The sequence below is a fragment of the Komagataeibacter kakiaceti JCM 25156 genome, assembly GCF_000613305.1.
On the sequence record NZ_BAIO01000419.1, the window covers coordinates 1 to 2,081 of the forward strand.

Sequence of the window (2,081 nt, forward strand, 5' to 3'; positions counted from 1 at the left end):
TGCCGGTGACAAGGCGTGATGCGCCCGCGCCGGTTCCCGCCTCGTGCAGCCATTGGGCGGCGCGGGCGGCAAGGAGCGGATGATGGGACAGGCCAGATAATCATTGGATGAGAAATTGACCAGTTCCCGGCCATCGCGCACAACCATGGCCGCGCCCACGTGGCGCACCGGCCGCAGCACGCGGCGGGTATGAAGCCGCGTCATCTCGTCAAGCGCGGTCTGGAAAATCGGATCGAAACGGGCCATGAAGCGCATTCTCCTGCCGGAGCATGCTGCCCCGGTCAATCCCGCCAACGCAATATTACGGAGACAGCCCATGTGTGGACCCGACTGGCTGGAACAGGGCATGAAACACGTCTGGCTCCCCTACAGCCAGATGCGCACGGCCCTGCCGCCCCTGCCCGCCGCCAGTACGCGGGGCTGCACCATCACGCTGGCCGACGGGACGGAACTGGTGGATGGCATCGCATCGTGGTGGACGGCCTGCCATGGCTACAATCACCCCCATATCCGCGCGGCGGTGGCCGCCCAGCTGGAGCGTATGCCCCATGTCATGTTCGGCGGTCTGGTCAATGAACCCGCGCTGACACTGGCCACACGGCTGGCCAGCATGCTGCCCGGTGATCTGGACCGGGTGTTTTTTACCGATTCCGGTTCCGTCGCGGTCGAGGTCGCGATGAAAATGGCCATCCAGTACTGGCTCAACCGTGGCCAGGCGGGGCGGACAAGGCTGGTCGCCTTCCGTGGCGGCTACCATGGCGATACGATGGCCACCATGGCCGTGTGCGACCCGGAGGAAGGGATGCACAGCCTGTATCAGGCGCATTGCCGGAACATTTCATTGCCGACCTGCCGGTCGATGACGCGCGCGCGCAGGCGCTTGATACCCTGCTGGGCCAGTCGGGTGAGCGTATCGCCGCCATTATCGTCGAACCACTGGTGCAGGGCGCGGGCGGCATGCTGTTTCATCCCCCCGATGTCCTGCGCAGGCTGCGCGCGCTTGCGGACCGGCACGGCGTGCTGCTGATACTGGATGAGATTTTTACCGGCTTTGGCCGCACCGGCACCATGTTCGCCTGTGAGCAGGCCGGGATCGTGCCCGACATCATCACCCTGTCCAAGGCCTGACCGGGGGCACCATGGCGCTGGCGGCGACGGTCGCCCGCCAGCACGTGTTCGAAGCCTTCCTGTCCGACAATCCGCTGCATGCGCTGATGCATGGGCCGACCTTCATGGCCAACGCCCTGGCGTGTGCCAGCGCCAATGCATCACTGGATCTGTTCGCGCGTGAACCCCGCCTGGAACAGGTGGGGCGCATCGCGGAGCAGATGCGGGCCGAACTCGACTCCTGCCGCGACCTGCCGCATGTGGTCGATGTGCGCGTCATGGGCGCGATCGGGGTGGTGGAACTGGAGCGCGTGGCGGACATGAACGCCCTTAAAAGCGCGCTGATCGCACAGGGCGTGTGGGTACGACCGTTTCGTAATATCGTGTATCTGACCCCGGCTTTTACCATAACGCCAGCCGAACTGACGCGACTGACCACGGCCATTCATACGGTTCTGTCGCAATCCGCGCCCGATCCGGTGCATCGGCGCTAGGCCGTCAGGGATGGAACTGGTATAGTAACGGGATGACTTTCTTTCAGCATCGATCCTGGCGCATGACCAATCATGACAGCAAGCGACAGATCGTGCTGAAAATCCTGTCGGATGGAAAGGCGCGATCCGTCCGGGAAATTGGTGATCTTTTCCCCGAACTGGGCACCTACCATGCCCGGCTGGCCCTGCAGGCGCTGCGTAACCAGGGGCTGGTTACGGTGGAAGACGCGCCAGACGCCCGCGACGGTCGTGTCCGCAAGGTGTGGCGGCTGGTGGATGACCGTACCTGACGGGACTGTTTGCTAAGCCTCTCATGGAACTGTGCCTGAAGAAGCTTTTTCGGGAGACACCGCCTTTTTGAGAGAAGGCGGCATCCAAAAACTTTTATGTCTTCATCGGCTCATTCTCGCTCCGGCAACGGAGCGAGGGGGCCCCGGCTTCAGGACGGAGAAGATTCCAGTTCTTCCTTCTTCTCGACCG

General features: G+C 63.3%; 1 protein-coding gene and 2 pseudogenes. 2 read left to right on the plus strand and 1 reads right to left on the minus strand.

All coding sequences use genetic code 11. The annotated features are described in order from the left end of the window. Positions 1 to 246, minus strand: a pseudogene (locus JCM25156_RS24870) (hypothetical protein); the annotation flags it as partial. Between the two features lie 70 nt (positions 247 to 316). Here JCM25156_RS24870 and JCM25156_RS24875 point away from each other — a divergent pair. Together JCM25156_RS24875 and JCM25156_RS14660 are read left to right on the plus strand one after the other, a co-directional pair. Further along, positions 317 to 1,601: pseudogene (locus JCM25156_RS24875) on the plus strand (adenosylmethionine--8-amino-7-oxononanoate transaminase). Between the two features lie 32 nt (positions 1,602 to 1,633). After that, complete coding sequence (locus JCM25156_RS14660; RefSeq protein WP_025813656.1) at positions 1,634 to 1,891, plus strand: hypothetical protein; 258 nt, start codon at positions 1,634 to 1,636, stop codon at positions 1,889 to 1,891. Positions 1,892 to 2,081 lie beyond the last annotated feature (190 nt).

Bases quoted from the DNA above. Each gene is read 5' to 3' on its own strand.
- JCM25156_RS14660 (WP_025813656.1), top strand. From the start codon at position 1,634: ATGACTTTCTTTCAGCATCGATCCTGGCGCATGACCAATCATGACAGC.